General features: G+C 74.9%; 13 protein-coding genes. 4 read left to right on the top strand and 9 right to left on the bottom strand.

Translation table 11 applies throughout. From position 1 onward, the window contains the following. Positions 1-24 precede the first annotated feature (24 nt). Positions 25-1,008, top strand: coding sequence for a hypothetical protein (locus tag R2737_00165; protein ID MEZ5114650.1), 984 nt, complete (start codon positions 25-27; stop codon positions 1,006-1,008). A gap of 44 nt (positions 1,009-1,052) precedes the next feature. On the opposite strand, the gene R2737_00160 is transcribed toward R2737_00165, so the two are convergent. After that, entirely contained in the window at positions 1,053-2,111 is a 1,059-nt protein-coding gene (locus tag R2737_00160; GenBank protein ID MEZ5114649.1) for a hypothetical protein, read from the bottom strand. A 114-nt stretch (positions 2,112-2,225) separates the two neighbouring features. On the opposite strand from R2737_00160, the gene R2737_00155 reads away from it, so the two are divergent. After that, positions 2,226-3,248 (top strand): NAD(P)-dependent alcohol dehydrogenase, encoded by a 1,023-nt coding sequence (locus R2737_00155; protein MEZ5114648.1) that lies wholly within the window; start codon positions 2,226-2,228, stop codon positions 3,246-3,248. On the opposite strand, the gene R2737_00150 is transcribed toward R2737_00155, so the two are convergent. Further along, on the bottom strand, positions 3,226-5,394 hold the full coding sequence (locus tag R2737_00150; GenBank protein ID MEZ5114647.1) for a glycoside hydrolase family 3 C-terminal domain-containing protein: 2,169 nt from the start codon (positions 5,392-5,394) through the stop codon (positions 3,226-3,228). The genes R2737_00155 and R2737_00150 overlap by 23 nt on opposite strands. Positions 5,395-5,498: 104 nt before the next feature. Between R2737_00150 and R2737_00145 the strand changes: the two genes are divergently transcribed. Next, positions 5,499-5,849: a metalloregulator ArsR/SmtB family transcription factor gene (locus tag R2737_00145; protein ID MEZ5114646.1), complete on the top strand. Its 351-nt coding sequence runs from the start codon at positions 5,499-5,501 to the stop codon at positions 5,847-5,849. Then, on the top strand, positions 5,846-6,337 hold the full coding sequence (locus tag R2737_00140) for an SRPBCC domain-containing protein (protein ID MEZ5114645.1): 492 nt from the start codon (positions 5,846-5,848) through the stop codon (positions 6,335-6,337). The genes R2737_00145 and R2737_00140 overlap by 4 nt, the downstream gene beginning before the upstream one ends. Positions 6,338-6,349: 12 nt before the next feature. Here R2737_00140 and R2737_00135 read toward each other — a convergent pair whose 3' ends face one another. From R2737_00135 to R2737_00105, 7 genes are all read right to left on the bottom strand, one after another. After that, positions 6,350-7,528, bottom strand: coding sequence for a multidrug effflux MFS transporter (locus R2737_00135; GenBank protein ID MEZ5114644.1), 1,179 nt, complete (start codon positions 7,526-7,528; stop codon positions 6,350-6,352). Positions 7,529-7,624: 96 nt separating this feature from the next. Further along, positions 7,625-8,647 carry an FUSC family protein gene (locus tag R2737_00130; GenBank protein ID MEZ5114643.1) on the bottom strand — a complete coding sequence of 341 codons (1,023 nt, stop codon included), beginning with the start codon at positions 8,645-8,647 and terminating at the stop codon, positions 7,625-7,627. Between the two features lie 45 nt (positions 8,648-8,692). Next, positions 8,693-10,123, bottom strand: a complete 1,431-nt coding sequence (locus R2737_00125) for a hypothetical protein (GenBank protein MEZ5114642.1) — start codon at positions 10,121-10,123, stop codon at positions 8,693-8,695. Then, positions 10,120-11,517, bottom strand: coding sequence for a CHAT domain-containing protein (locus R2737_00120; GenBank protein MEZ5114641.1), 1,398 nt, complete (start codon positions 11,515-11,517; stop codon positions 10,120-10,122). The genes R2737_00125 and R2737_00120 overlap by 4 nt, the downstream gene beginning before the upstream one ends. Then, positions 11,514-12,869, bottom strand: a complete 1,356-nt coding sequence (locus tag R2737_00115; protein MEZ5114640.1) for a hypothetical protein — start codon at positions 12,867-12,869, stop codon at positions 11,514-11,516. Before R2737_00115 ends, R2737_00120 begins: the two co-directional genes overlap by 4 nt. Before the next feature lie 7 nt (positions 12,870-12,876). After that, positions 12,877-14,217, bottom strand: a complete 1,341-nt coding sequence (locus tag R2737_00110; protein MEZ5114639.1) for a hypothetical protein — start codon at positions 14,215-14,217, stop codon at positions 12,877-12,879. A 50-nt stretch (positions 14,218-14,267) separates the two neighbouring features. Then, entirely contained in the window at positions 14,268-14,693 is a 426-nt protein-coding gene (locus tag R2737_00105) for a type VI secretion system tube protein Hcp (GenBank protein ID MEZ5114638.1), read from the bottom strand.

Genomic DNA, 14,693 nt, shown 5'->3' with positions numbered 1-14,693 from the left:
CCGTCGCGGTCTAGGGTCACCGCCGTGGACCCGCAGGAGCTGCTCGAGGCGCACGTGGCGTTCGAGCTGGCGCGGTGGACCGGCGACGCGTGGCGCGAGCAGGTCTCCGGCGAGGTGGACGCGCTGTTCGGCTGGCTGGCCACCGTCCCCGTCGCCGACCTCGCCACGGCGGACTCCTCGGTGGCGCTGCGCCGCGCCGCGGTCGGCGCACTGCGCGACCCCGCCGTGCGCGACGGCGCCGCGACCGCGCTGGTCGAGGCCGTGGACGCCGCGCTGCCCGACGACCTCACCGTCGCGGACATCGTCAGCCGCGCGGACTACGACCGGGCGGTGGGCGTCGTCGTCGCGATGTCGGGTGTGCGCAACGAGGTGATCCGCCAGGTGACGACGAGCCAGGCGTACTCCAACCTGCTCGCCCACGTGCTCTACCACGGGCTCAAGGCGTACGTCCTGACCGAGAACGTGGTGGCCCGCAAGGTGCCCGGCGCGTCGTCCCTGGTCCGGATCGGCCAGGCGGCCGTGAAGACCGCCGCCCCGCGGCTGGAGAAGGGCATCGACCGCCAGCTCACCTCGTTCGTCGAGGCCAACATCTCCGACAACATCCGGGAGAGCCGCAGATACCTGGAGTCCGCGCTCGACGAGGACGTCCTGCGCACCGTGGCCGACGAGGTCTGGGCCAGCAACGCGCACCGCCCGTTGACGGACGCCCGCGAACTGACCGGCGACGTCGAGGTCGCCACTGCCGTCGACCTCGCCGCCGACGTGCTCAGCTCCATGCTGGCGGACGGACCGGTCGCGGACATGATCGATGCCGGCGCGGAGGAGTGGTTCCGCCGCAACGGTTCCCGGCCGGCCGCCGACGTGCTCGCCGACCTCGGCGTCACCGCGGACTCGGTTCGGGACCCGCTCCTGGACCTGCTCGCCCCAGGGGTCGCCACCGCCGTGTCCACCGGCTACGTCGAGGAGCGCATCCGCGAGCGGCTGGCACCGTTCTACGCCACCCTGTGACGCGAGGCCGGTGACGCGAGGCCGGTGACGTTGCGCGACGGTCGTCAGCGCACCGGTGCGAGCGCGACCCGCGCCGAACGGACCACCTTCGCGACGGAGTGACCCGGTCCGGCGATCAGCCGCCAGGTCGTCCGCACCCCCGAGTAGCGGTTGGTGTCGGTCAGCGACACGCCCTCGGGGATGTTGCGGATGTCCCCGGTCGGCACCGACGACCACGTCCACGCCGAGTCCGACCGCAGATAGCGCCGCAGGTAGGTGGTCATGGCCGACGTCGACCGGGACGGCGCCGCCGCGCGGGCGGCCTTCAGCGTCCGCGTCACCGCCCCGCGGCAGTCCTGGGTGTGGCCCAGCGCCTGCTCGGCCCGGGCCGCGTAGCCGCTGGGAACCGCGTCGGCCAGGTTCAACGGGGGCGACAGCTGCGGATCGGCGTAGGTCACCCGGTACGACCGGCCGCCGATGGGGGCGATCGGCGGGTCGGGCGCGCCCACCTCCAGGTCGGACAGGACGTAGCCGTCGGCCTCGACCGGGTCGGGGACCAGGGTGATGCGCCAGGACTGGGTGCTCGACGTGGTCGAGTAGGGGCTCGTCCACGAGACGGTCACGGCGTCCGGGGTGGACTCGATCGTCGCGGTCGGCGGGGGCACGGGGAGGACCGCGCCCGGCGTCTGCCACTGCAGGATGCCGGACGTGGTGGTCCACCGCACGCCCCGCATGTTCGGGTAGGTGAGCACCGTGCGGTCGATCGGCTGGTAGGGCTCGTAGTCGGTCACCGTGGTCCCGCTGCGGATGGCCCAGCCGAGCACGAAGAAGTCGCCGCCCCCGCCGTCGGACCACACCAGTGCCGGGTAGCCGCCCGGGGCCAACTGGGTGCGGGTCGTCTCGCCGAACTTGGTCCCGACGTAGTCGGTGATGGTGCCGCCGAGGTCGGCCAGGACCTGGTCCGACCTCGCGCCCGCGGCGGCCACCAGCGCCACCGGGTCCGTGGTGCCGGTGGTGTCCGCCGCCCACGCCGGTCCCGCGAACGTCGGCAGTCCCACCACCACGAGCGGGAGGAGGAGTGCGGCCAGAGCCGTGCCGCACCGCACGCGATGCCGTCGGGACATGCCGCCACCCCCACCCCCGGGGCCGCGCGGCCCCGGCACGGGACGAACCCTAGGACCGATGGGCGCCGGGCGGAATGCCTCCGCCTCGTCGACGACCCGGGAGAGGATGACCGGGTGAAGGCCGTCCTCCAGTCGTCGTACGGACCGCCCCGCCAGCTGCGCACCGGCGACGTGCCGCGACCGGTCGCAGGTCCGGGTGAGGTCCTGCTTCAGGTGCACGCCGCGTCGGTCCACGCCGACGTGTGGCACATGGTGCGCGGCGTCCCGTACGTGCTGCGGCTCATGGGCGCCGGCGTGCGGCGGCCGCGCAACCCCATCCCGGGGACGGACGCCGCGGGCGTGGTGGCGGAAGTCGGACCGGGCGCGACCCGGTATGCGCCCGGGGACGCCGTCTTCGGTGAGGTCATCGCCGGCATGCAGTGGCGCAACGGCGGCGCCTACGCGGAGTACGTCGCGGTTCCCGAGGGACGCCTGGAGCCGAAGCCGGCGACGCTGACGTACGAGGAGGCCGCCGCCCTGCCGACCGCCGGGCTGATCGCGCTGATGGCCGTCCGTTCGGAGTGCCGGGTCGGCGACGGCGACCGGGTGCTCGTCAACGGGGGCGCCGGCGCGGTGGGGATGCTGGCGGTCCAGATCGCCAAGGCGGACGGCGCCCACGTCACCGCGGTCGACGCCGGCGACCGACACGACCTGCTGGCGTCGATCGGCGCGGACGAGGTGCTCGACTACCGGAGGGACGACTTCACCGCCGGTCCGGTCCGCTACGACGCGATCATCGACATCCCCGGCAACCACCCCTACTCACGGGTCAAGCGGGTCCTCACCGACCGCGGACGCTACGCCTGGATCGGGCACGACGCGTACGGGAGTCGCGGGCGTCGGTGGCTGGGCAGCCTTCCTCTGGGCATGCGGTTCATGGCCGGGTCGATGCGCGACCCGCACCTGCCGCGGCCGAGCGAGGCGGCCCCGGGCGAGGACGGCATGCGGGTGCTGGCGGAGCTGGCGGCGGCCGGACGACTGCGCCCGGTGGTCGAGCAGACGTACCCGCTGGACGAGGCGGCGACGGCGCTGGAGCACCTGGAGTCCGGGACCGCCCGCGGGCGCCTGGTGCTGGTCACATCGGCGGGAGCCGGGTGACAGCGGCGTCCGGGTCGCCGCTGAACTGCCCGGCCTCCAGCAGGTAGTCGGCGGGCACGTGCTCCCAGGCCCTCCGCGCGGGGTCCCAGCAGGACAGCGGCCGCAGCGTCAGGTCGACGTTCGTCGTCGTCGAGGCGCCCGGATCCGCGGCCACCCGGCGGAACCCGAGCAGCTGCCGACGCGGTCGCGCCGGTCCGGCGTCGCCGGAGGCGTACACCTGCACCACCGTGGCACCGGGCCGGTCGCCGGTGTTCGTGACGCAGACCTCGACCCGGGCCGTGGACTCCTCCGCGTCCACGTCGACCACGCTCAGCGAGTCGACGCGGAAGGTGGTGTACCCCAGACCGAAACCGAGCGGGTAGGCGGCGGGGTGCCCGTCCCGGTCGAGCCGGCGCTGGCCCCACCACCGGTCGTACCGAACGGTGGTCGCCGTCGGGTCGAACGGCGGCAGGTGCGCGGGGTCGGTGGGGACCGCGAACGGCAGGCGACCGCCCGGCTCGACCGCGCCGGTCAGGACGCAGCCGAGCGCTCGACCACCCTCCATCCCGGGGTACCACGCGAGCAGGATCGCCGGGACCGCATCGCGCCAGCGCTCCACCAGCACGGCGCTGCCGGCCACCACGACCACGACGGTGCGGGGGTTGGCCGCGGCGACGGCCAGGACGAGGTCCTCGTCGTCGGGGTGCAGGGTCAGCCCGGTCCGGTCGCCGCCGCGGGTGCCGGAGGCGGAGCCGAACCCCCGCATGACAGCGGCGGCCGCAGACCCGACGTACGGCAGCCTCATCGGGCCTCGGAGGAGCCGCATGGTGGCACCGTCCATCGCGACCATGCCCTCGCCCTCGTCGGCGGCGGTGTAGCCGACGACGACGACCGCGGCGTCCGCCGAGGCCGCGAGCCGTGCCGCGGACGACGGGTCCCGGCCGTCGTGGTGGACGACCTCGACGCCCTCGGACACCGCCTCCCGCAGGCCGTCCAGTGGTGACGACATCGAGGGTGGATGCACCGCGGACGATCCTGCGTCGCCGAGGTTCGCCGCAGTCGCGAGGCGACCGATGACCGCAACCCTGTGCAGCGCAGTGAGATCGAGCGGCAGCACGGGGAACCCGCCGACCGGCTCGTTCCGCAGCAGAACCATCGAGCGCACGGCCACCCGCCGGGCCAGGATCCGGTGGTCGGCGCAGGCGACCACGTCGCCGGGCGGGGGCGCCGCGGGCGCGGCAGCCGCCCACCGCAGCTGGGCCGCGAGCAGCCGGCGCCCGGCGCGGCGAACGTCGTCGCGCGACAGTCGGCCGTCGGCCAGGGCGGACGGGAGGATGCCGGCCCGTTGCTGGCGGAACGGCATCTCCAGGTCGAGCCCCGCGGCGACCGAGCCGACCGGGTCGCGGTGGCCGAACACGAAGTCCGACATCACGAAGCCGTCGAACCCCCACTCGTCCCGCAGCACCCCGGTCAGCAGGTCCTTGTTGTCCCCGCACCAGGTCCCGTTGACGGAGTTGTACGCGGACATGACCGCCTCGGCCCCCGCGTCCAGGACCTCGCGGAAGTGCGGCAGGTAGACCTCGCGCAGCACGTCGTCGTCCACGACCACGTCGACGCGGAACCGGGAGTCCTCGATGCTGTTGAGCGCGAAGTGCTTCACGCAGGCCATCAGCCACGGCCGGACTCCGCGCGTCAGGCCGGCGCCCATCCGTCCGAGCAGGACGGGGTCCTCCCCGTACGTCTCCTGCGCCCGGCCCCAGCCGGGATGACGGAGCAGGTTCACGCAGACGCCGGCGAACAGGTTCGCCCCCTGTGCCAGCCCCTCGGCGCCGATCGCCGCCCCGACCTCCTCCTCCAGCTCCGGGTCCCAGGTGGCGCCGCGCGCCATCGCCACCGGGAAACAGGTGGACGACCCGAGCACGATGCCCCGCGGGCCGTCGGCGAACCGGATGCCCGGGATGCCAAGCCGCCGGACCTCGCCCGCGACGACGGGGGTCCGGTTGTAGCCGTGCCGCGCCCACTCGAGCAGCCCGGGGACCACCCCGGTGTCGCCGTCCAACAGGCCGAGCTGCTCGCCGTCGTCGAGCCGGTCCAGCAGGTCGCCGGCGGCGTCCTCAGGGGCGCGCTCGCCGGAGGCCACCGCGTCGACCGCGTCCGCGAAGTCCACGTCGACCCCCTCCCCGTCCCTCCCTTCCTACTCGGGATGGCACCGACGGGGTAGGGGGACCCGGTCCTGGACAACCACCGCGCTCTGGGCTAACGTACAACCTTATGGTTGTAGATCTGCTGAGTGACGCCGAGGTGGACCGGATGTTCCGGGCCCTCGCCGACGCGACGCGGCGCGACATCCTGGCTCGGTCCCTGCACGGCGAGCACTCGGTGTCCGCCCTCGCGGCGGACTACGACATGAGCTTCGCCGCCGTGCAGAAGCACGTGGCGGTGCTCGAGCGGGCGGCGCTGGTGACCAAGAGACGCCGGGGCCGCGAGGTGCTGGTGCGCAGCGACATCGCCGCCGTGCACGCCGCACAGCAGGTGCTCGACCAGTTCGAGGAGGTGTGGCGCGCCCGACTGGACCGGTTCGGCGACGTCCTCGCCGAGATGACCGAGGGAGATTCCGCATGACCGTGACCGCCGCCGTGCAGGACGCCGAGGCGCGCACCCTGACCATGACCGCGGAGTACGCCGCCCCTGTCGAGCGCGTGTGGCGGATGTGGGCCGACCCCCGGCTGCTGGAGCGCTGGTGGGGCCCGCCGACGTACCCGGCGACCGTGGTCGAGCACGACCTGGCGCCCGGGGGGACCGTGCGCTACTTCATGACCGGCCCCGAGGGGGACACGCACCACGGGTGGTGGCGGGTGCTCACCGTCCAGGCGCCGCACTCGCTGGAGTTCGAGGACGGGTTCGCCGACGCCGACGGCAACCCGAACCCGGACCTCCCGGTCACCCGGGGCGTCGTGACGCTCGAGCCGCTCGAGGACGAACGCACCCGGATGACGATCGTGAGCACGTACCCGTCCGCCGAGGCGATGGCGCAGGTGATGGCGATGGGCATGGTCGAGGGCATCACCGCCGCGATGAACCAGATCGACGGGCTGCTGGCGGAGGGCTGAGCGGCCGCGTCCTCAGCCGGAGCGCCGGGTGCGAGCCGCGCCGGCGGCCAGCAGGGCCAGCGACACCACCGACGCGGGGACCATGCCCAGGCCCATGCCGACGGCGGGCGCGACCGCGAGGGCCGCGATGAGCGCCGCCGCCAGCCCGCCGGTCAGTTGCTGGATGCCACCGGCCAGCGCCGCCGCCGAGCCGGCCGACTTCGGGAACGGGTCCAGCGCCAGCGCGAGCGCGTTGCTGTTCACGCCGGCCACGGTCATCATCGCCAGGGCCAGCGGGACCACCATCGCCGCCATCGGCGCGGTCAGCAGTGCGACCGTGAGCACGCCTAGGGCGGCCACCACCTGGGTCGCGACCGAGACCCGCAGCAGCGCGGAGACGCCGTACCGGCGCAGCAGCCGCAGGTTGACCTGGGCCCCGACCGCGAAGCACAGCGCCAGCCCCGCGAACAGCAGCGCGAACGCGGTCTGCCCGATGCCGTACCCCTCGATGAAGACGGCCGGTGACGACGAGATGTACGCGAACAGCGCGACCGAGCCCAGGGCGGCCACCGCGGCGGCCAGCCGGAAGCGCCCGCTGCGCAGGATGTCGCCGTACTGCTGCAGGGCGCCGACGAGCCCATGTGTGGAGCGACGGTCCGGTGGGAGGGTCTCGGGCATCAGCAGCACGCCTGCCGCGCACAGGGCGCCGAACCCGGCGAGCAGGACGAACATCCACTCCCACGACGCGACCAGCAGGACCAGCGAGCCCAGCACCGGGGCGACGACGGGCGCGAGAGCGAAGACGGTGACGATCGCGGACAGCGCCCGGGCCAGCTCGGTGCCGCTGTAGATGTCGCGCACGGTGGCCCGGGCGATCACGATCCCGGCGGCGCCTCCGAGGGTCTGCACCAGCCGCAGGGCGACCATGATCGGCAGCGACGGTGACCAGGGGATGAGCAGCGACGCGGTGATGAACACCGCCAGGCCCACCAGCAGCGGGCGGCGGCGGCCGTAGCGGTCGGACAGCGGGCCCCACAGCACCTGCCCGGCCCCCAGTCCCAGCAGCGCTGCGGAGAAGGTGAGCTGGACCGCGCTCTGGTCGGTGCCGAAGCGCTCCGCGATCGCCGGGAAGCCGGGCAGGTACAGGTCCATCGACATCGGACCGAACGACGTCAGCGCGGCCAGCAGGACCAGCAGCCGCCGTCGGAGCACGGCTCACCGTACCGAGGGCTCCCCCCACCCCCGCGGGCCAGGGAGATCACCGCGAGACACCAGAAGGGGCCCGCCGAGGACCGCGGATCCCGGCCCTTACTGGTGACTCGCGGGGATCTTGGTCGGAGCCGGCGGATCCGGCGGGGAGGGCGCGTTGAGCCGGGCGCGCAGGGGCAGCAGGACCGCCATCACCACCAGCGCGGATCCCGCGCCGATGAGGGTGAAGGTCAACCGGGTGACGTCGGTCGCCACGACCGACGTGCCCGCGCCGTCCATCAGCACCACAGCGGGGGTCAGCAGCGTGACGTACTGCCAGTAGGGCCGGTGGATCACGCGCAGCGACAGCGCGCCGACCAGGCAGGCCCCGCCGACGACGTACGCGACACCGGGCCACGGCACCGTCAGCCCGAGCACGAGCGCGATGCCGAAACCGGCCAGCGTGCCCGCGACCCGTTGCAGCACACGGCTCCACGCGTCGTCGAGGTGTGGCTGCAGCACGACGAGCAGGGTCAGCATCAGCCAGGCACCGCCGTGCCGGAGGGTGAGCGCGGACGCGACGGCGGCAGCCGCGCCGAGTGCCAGGCCGAGGACGACGGCGTAGCCGACCGCGACCCGGGGCGGGACCGGCGTCGCGGTCGGCAGGTGGACGCGGCTGCCGGCGGCCCGGGCCAGTGCCGCCCCCCACACGATCGCGAGCAGCATGGCGCCCCCCGTGACGGCGGCGCCCTCGAGGGGAGGTCGGTCCGGGAGCACCGCAGGCGGGTCGGCGAGGACGTAGGCGACCGTGATCGGAGCCATGACCAGAGACCCGCTGAGGCCCCGGACGCTGGTGAGCCCGGTGGCCCCGGCGGCCACGAGCATGACCAGGGCGGCGGCCCACGGCGTCCCGGAGGCCGCGACCGCGGCGACCGTCAGCACCGAGGTGGCCACCGCCACGCCGAGCGCGGTCCGCAGGCCGACCGCGAGCACCGCCAGCAGCCCGGTGATGGGTCCGAGCGTCCAGACGGTCGAGGCACCCTGCAGGCCCATCACGGTGAAGGCGAGGCCCGGGACCAGCGGCAGCGCCACCAGCCCGGCGAGCATCCCCCCGACCCGCAGGACCCGCGACCGCGCCGCCACGCGACCATCCCACCACGGGTCGGGTGGCGATCCGGCCCCGTCGGCTCAGGGCACGGGGCCCGGCACCGGGATGCGCACGGTCGGGTCGCCGAGCAGGACCGTGCCCGCGCGGTCGTAGGCCGCGACCCGGGCGGACAGCGCGCGGTCGAGCTCGCGCGCCGCCTCCTCGCCGGTGGATGCGTTGAACGTCGACACGGCGCGGGTGTAGCCCAGCAGCAGGCTGCCGATCGCCTGGTACCACCGCTCCATCGCCAGCCCGACGGGCTGGCCGAGGCACAGCCGCTCGTACAGCACGGCCTGCAGGTCCGCGGCGAGCGGCTCGCCGTTCTCCGGGGACGCCAGGGTCCAGTCGAAGGTCGGCTCCACGTGTCCGATGAAGGCGCGCAGCGGCCGGCTGGCGCCGAGCAGGGCCCGCGGCAGCGGGGCCACGCAGGGACCGACGCCCGCCACGCCCTCGAGCACCCCGTCCACCAGGGAGCCCGGCTCGAACAGTCCGCGGTACGCGCTCGGGCTCTCCGCCCCCGCCGAGCAACAGGCCTGCGCGAACCAGACGGCCCCGTCCGGCTGCCACCGGGCCAGCAGGTCCTCCGGGCGCAGCGGCTGGTGCTCGGCACCGACCGGGAGCCCGAGGTCGGCCGCCATCCGCACCGGGTCGGACAGCGGGCCGGTCATCCCGTGGCTGGACGTCACGACCAGCGCCGGGGTGTTGGCCACCACGGCATCGACCAGCGCCTGCGTCGTCGCGGGGACCAGCGACCCGTCGACGTACGTGGCGCCCGGCATGTCGGAGTCCGCGGAGAGCAGGTGCGCGACCGGCTCCGCCACGGTGGTGCGCATCAGGGTGGTGATGTCACCGCCGCCATGGTCGACGGCCCACACCACGGGCGCGTCGTACCGCGGGGCCGCGTCGGACCAGTCGTCCAGCAGGCAGGTCACATAGCGGTCGAGTGCGTCACCGGTGAGGTCGAGCCGGCCCACGTGCCGGACGGGCCCGAGGTGGTACTGCAGCTGCCACGGGATCTGCGCCGGGGTCCCGTACAGCAGGAGGTACATCGGCAGTTGCGAGGGCACGCCCCCCGGCGCGGAGGCGGCCACCGGCAGGTCGGTCCCCCCGGCGTAGTCCCGCAGGGTCCACGAGCCGGCCGCCGCGCCGAGGCCGTAGCGCAGGACCCGACCACCGCGCGCCTGCGCCAGCGCCCGGATCGGCTCCGGTGCGTCGTCCGCCCGTGATCGGGCCTCGACCGGCACGGCGGGGTCGTCGGGCAGGACCAGGCCCCACCCGATCCGCGGGTCGGCCCAGTCGTCCGGCCGCGCCGGGGACGGCAGCAGGTCGCGGCGCTTGAAGCCGTCCGGCGGACGCACCGCCCAGGCGGCCGGGTCGGCGCGGACCTCCCCCACCACGGGGCCGTCGGCACCCGAGAACGCGTCCAGCCGGACCGTGCGGCGCCCGCGTCCGCCGCCGGCACCGGTGCTCACGACGGTCCCAACCCGGCCGTCAGCTCGGCGATGCGGGCCGCGATGTCGGAGCGCAGGCCGTCGGGGGCCTCCGGCGGGAGGCCCCCGGCCAGCGCCTGCAGGGCCTGCAGCTCCAGCCGGGCGGCGCGAGCCGCCTGCTCCGGGTCGGCCGGCGCCACTTGCGGCCCGGGGGCCGGTTCGCCGGGGTGCCCCGGCCGGACCAGCAGTGGCTCCGGACGGGTGTAGACCACCGGCAGACTCCACTCCTTGGTCGCGGCCGCCGCCGCCGACAGCGTCAGACCCGGCATCCGTCGGGCCAGACGGGTCCGGGCTTCGACCACCAGCGCGGCCCAGTCCCACGGCTGCTCCGCGGGCACGGTGCCGTCGAGCCGGGCGGCCAGGTCGGTGGCCAGCCGCCGGTAGAACGCGGCGGAGAACACGGAGGCGTCGTCGCTGAGCACCGGCTCGCGCATGCCGACCACCGCCGGGACGCCGGCGTCGTACACCAGCTTCAGCGCCAGGGACTCCAGCTGCGCCGTCTCCGACCCGGCCGCGCTGCGGCAGCAGTTGAGGACGACGACCCACGGCGGGTCGTCGGTGGGTCGGGTGAACGCGCGGATCTCCCGGGCCTCCACCAGCAGGCTGCGCTCCGGGGTCCCGGTCACCCAGTCGGACTTGACCGCGACCTGCAGGTGCGCGGTGCCCTCGGTGGAGCCGTGGCAGAAGAAGTGCAGGACGTGCGGGTGGAACTCGGCGACCAGCCGCTGCAGGTCGCCTACGTCCGACGGCACCAGCTCGACCCGCACCCCCGGCAGCGCCTCGGCGGTGATCTGGGCGTGCAGGGACTCCTCGCTGACCACCGCGAGCACCTCGGTGCCCAGGCCCGGTGCCGCCGCCAGGCCATCGCGCAGCGCGGCCCACTCCCCGGCAGCCTCCACCCCGAGGCAGGACAGCACCGCGGCGACCCGCAGCGGGGCGCGCAGGAACCACTCCGTCGGCGTGGGCCCGGGACCGGCCACCACCCGCCCGACGGCCCACCGCTCGTCCAGGCCGAGGAAGTCCCCGGACGGCGCGCACAGGGTCTCCCACGGCAGAGCCTCGGCCCCGGCGCCGGTCGCGATCTCCACCAGCACCGGGAACCTCGCCGGTGGCTGGGTCTGCAGCGCCGACTGCAGCGCCTGCTGCAGGTGCGGGTGCACCAGCAGCGCGTCGTACAGCGCGCGCCCGGCGTCGAGGACGCCGTGCTCGGGCAGCACCCCGCCGACCAGCGCGGCGTACGGCGGGTCGTTCGCGGTCACCGGGAACGGCAGCGCCGGGCTGCCGAAGACCCGCGGCTCGGCCAGCGAGAGTGCCACGTACGCGGACCCGTCGCCCGGGGCGACCGAGTCGGCCAGCTGGAAGACCAGGCGGTTCATCCCGCACCGCCGGCATCGTCGACCTCGGCGCGCACGTGCCGGTCGAGCAGGCTGGACACCGACTCCAGCGCCGTCACCGCGGCCGGGTCCATGTCCGCGGCCGAGCCCGACGGCAGCCATTCGGCCTGCTGCGCCTCCAGCGATCGGGCGCCGGCGGCCACCCAGGCGGGCGTCACCGCGGAGTCCAGGACCCGCGCCGTCGCCTCCCCCAGCAGCGCGGAGCGACCGTCCTCGGTCATGCCGCGCGCGTAGCGCTCCTCTTCGGGGAACTCCACGAACTGCGGGTGCACCCAGCTGGTCACCGCCGGCAGCGGCTGCGCGGGCCCGACCACACCGGCGTAGACCATGCCGACCGTGGCCGCGAGCTGGCTGGCGTCCGGGTCGTCGCCGAGGTCGTGCACGAGGCACACGCCCGGCAGGGCCAGCGCCACTGCGTCGCCGAGCGCCCGCAGCCCGGCCGGTGAGTAGTTGCGCTGCGGGCCCGACAGCACCAGCGACCAGGCACCGACCCGCCCCAGGAAGGCCAGCAGCTCCGCCGAGTCCACCAACCGGGTCGGCGCACCGCTGTCGCGATCCGGTGTGCTCGCCAGCGCGAGGGCACCCCGGTCGCCGGACAGGAAGCCGTGCGCCAGGACGTGCACCACGTCGACCGCGTTGCCCTGCAACGATTCCCGGACCCACGACAGCCACGGGCCGGCAGTGGCGTACGACCCCTCCCGGTCACCGCGGCGACCCTCGCGCGGGTCGTGCACCCGGACGCCGGCGCCGAGACCGGCCGCAGCAGAAGCGGTCTCGTCGACGGAGTCGACGTCGGTGAACAGGTGCACGGTCACCTCGTGCCCCGCCCGGTCGCGCCACACGCCGGCAGCGCGGACGAGCTCGGCGGCCGCGTGGAACGGCGTCTCGTCCGTCGGTGTGCTCGCACAGATCGCCACGTCCAGCGTGGTGTCCGAGGCCTGCGGCCGCAGGACGTGGTTGGGCAGGCGCAGCAGCGGTCGCCCCACCGGCGCGAGCAGCCGCTCCCAGGGCACCAGCGGCAGCGCGCCCCGGGGAGGCGGCAGCTCCAGCCACAGCGCCTCGTGCGGCTCCGCAGGCGAGTCGCCGAGGTCGCCGGCGGCGTCGCGGAGCCGGTCGAGCACCGCCGGGGGCAGCGAGAACATCGCCTCCGACACCGACCGGGTGCCCTCGACCCGGTCCGGCAGGCCGAGGTCCCGCACGGGGACGGTGGCGACCTGCCGGACCTCGCCGCGCCCGCGGACCGCCTCGAAGTCCACGCTCGGCCGGTCGTAGGTGCGCGACATCCGCACCCGCACCGTGGGCAGGTCGTGCTCGGAGCGGACGATCATCGCCACCCGCGACTCACCCCATGACCTGGCACAGCAGCGCCCACGCGGTCGCGTCGTTCTGGACGTCGCCGTGGGAGGAGATGACGTCGTCGGCCTCGACCGCGATGATGCGTCGCCCACCGGGTTCCACGTCGTACGGGTTCGGGGCGGCGCGGGGGGCGACGACGTCCACCTCGGCGCCGACCCCCTGCGGCCCGTACCCGCCGAGCGCCGCGTAGCGGGACGGAGGGACCGGCAGCCCGGCGATCACCGCCTCGCCGAGGTCCGACGGGCGGCGCACGGCCCAGTGGAACGCCTTGGTGAGCGGGAAGTCGTGCGCGCTGAACGTCGTCATCAGCGGCTGGCGGACCCGGTCCAGCGCGGGGCGGTACCCGCCCGTCCCGCCGCCGGGCACCGTGGGGGCGAAGCACAGGGCCGACATGGCCGGCTGCAGCAGGAGCACGGACTCCACCAGACGGCCGGGCGCCGGCCCCGCGGTCAGCGCGGAGAGCACCACCTTGCCCCCGTACGAGTGACCCACCAGGTGCACCCGCGAGTCCGGGGAGGCGTCGACCAGGCGACGCAGCAGATCACCGACGCCGGCGGCACCGACCCGACCGGCCCGGTCCTTCATCAGCAGCACGGTCGCGGCCCGGATGATGTCCCGCGGCTTGAGCCAGTCGAGGAGCCCGGCCACCTGGGGTGCAGCGGCACCTGCGGGCTCGTCGTCGATGAAGCCGCCGGTGCGCGCGGGCGCGGTGCCGGACCGACGCCCCACGTCCCGCCACACCCCGACCAGGTCCTCCGCCGTCGGTGCCGCGGCCGGACCCACCTCGTCCCCGGGTCCGGCCAGCGCCGGCGCGAGGATGGTGGCCAGCTCGTGCGCCTCGTCGTCGGTGAGGCCGTCCCGCTGGGCCAGCTCGTAGAAGCGCGCGGTGGACGCCGGGTCCACACGGGCCGCCACGGCGGCCATCTCGGCCAGCGCCTGCGCGGTGGCTACGTCGTCCGGCCCCTCGGCGCCGGCGAAGTCCGGACCCCTCTCGTCCGGCCAGACCAGGACCGCGCTGGGCCAGAACACGCCGACCAGCACCGGGCGGTACGGGCGGGTCGGGGGATCCCAGAACGCCCGCCGCAGCGGGACGTAGCGCGACACGAACTGGTCGTACGCGCCGGTGGCGGCGGCCCAGTCGTTGTTCCAGCCGTGCGAGAACAGGAACACGTCGGTCGCCCCGGCGGCGGCACCCACCAGGTGGTCACGGGTGGCCGGGCTGGTGCACGTGCCGTCCTCGTCGAAGGTGACGATGTAGAACGGCACCGACGTGCCGCCGGGTCCGGGCAGCGTCTTCCAGGGTCCGGCGGGCAGCGGTCCGGGCACGTCGACCTCCTCCTGTTCGGGGTTCCGCGCCGTGGGGCGCGATCGTGGGGCTAGGGGACCGACACCACCTGGGTGGAGCCGCTCGGCACGTGCGTGAGCTCCAGTCCGTTGTACGCCAACGACACCCGTTCCATCCCCGCGGCGGTGGTGGACTCGTCGGTCCAGCTCGACACCGCCGTGACACGGGCACCGGTCAGGGCGTAGCGGATCAGGTCCCCGCCGGTGACCGGGTCCACCACGGTCACGGTCACCGCGAGCTGCTCGCCGATGTCCCAGGCACCGAGCAGCCGCACCGATGCGGCGTCCATCGGCTTGGTGATCGTCAGTGGCCCGAAGTCTCGGCTGCCGTTCGCCAGCTGCACCGACAGGTCGACCCCGGTGAGCGTGATGGCGCCCACGTGTCCGGGCACCGTCGAACTCCCGGGGAAGGCGCCCTGCACCGATCCCACGATCGAGGCGACGATCACCGCATCCAT

The sequence above is a fragment of the Candidatus Nanopelagicales bacterium genome, from assembly GCA_041393815.1.
GTDB lineage: Bacteria > Actinomycetota > Actinomycetes > S36-B12 > JAWKJK01 > JAWKJK01.
Note: the sequence above shows the minus strand (reverse complement) of the source record. Positions and strands in the feature narration are given on the sequence as shown.